Source organism: Bacillus sp. AC266, assembly GCF_979253805.1.
In genome coordinates, this window is sequence record NZ_CEEDEC010000082.1 from 1 (window position 1) to 229 (window position 229).

Annotated in this window: 1 protein-coding gene; it reads left to right on the plus strand. The window is 41.9% G+C overall.

Annotation, left to right across the window (positions count from 1 at the left end):
* Nucleotides 1-212: hypothetical protein (locus AC0IXC_RS29435; protein WP_471653735.1), on the plus strand; the 212-nt coding region annotated here is incomplete at its 5' end.
* Nucleotides 213-229 lie beyond the last annotated feature (17 nt).

Consider the following 229-nt stretch of genomic DNA (forward strand, 5'->3'; position numbering starts at 1 on the left):
GTTGTTATCCTGTTTATCCCGCTATTTGCCAAGCAGTAAGACCCCCGCCTCAAAATTCGGCTGGAGCAAAGAAGTTAGATGGGAGTCGAGCTTCCAGTGAAAGCCCGATTGCTCAAATAATAATCAGTGGGGGACGAACAAACACTCCCACTGATTATAGTTTCACTTTATCTCCTGATGAAGATAAACAGGGATTTTGGAACATGATGTAGAATGAAATGAATGATAA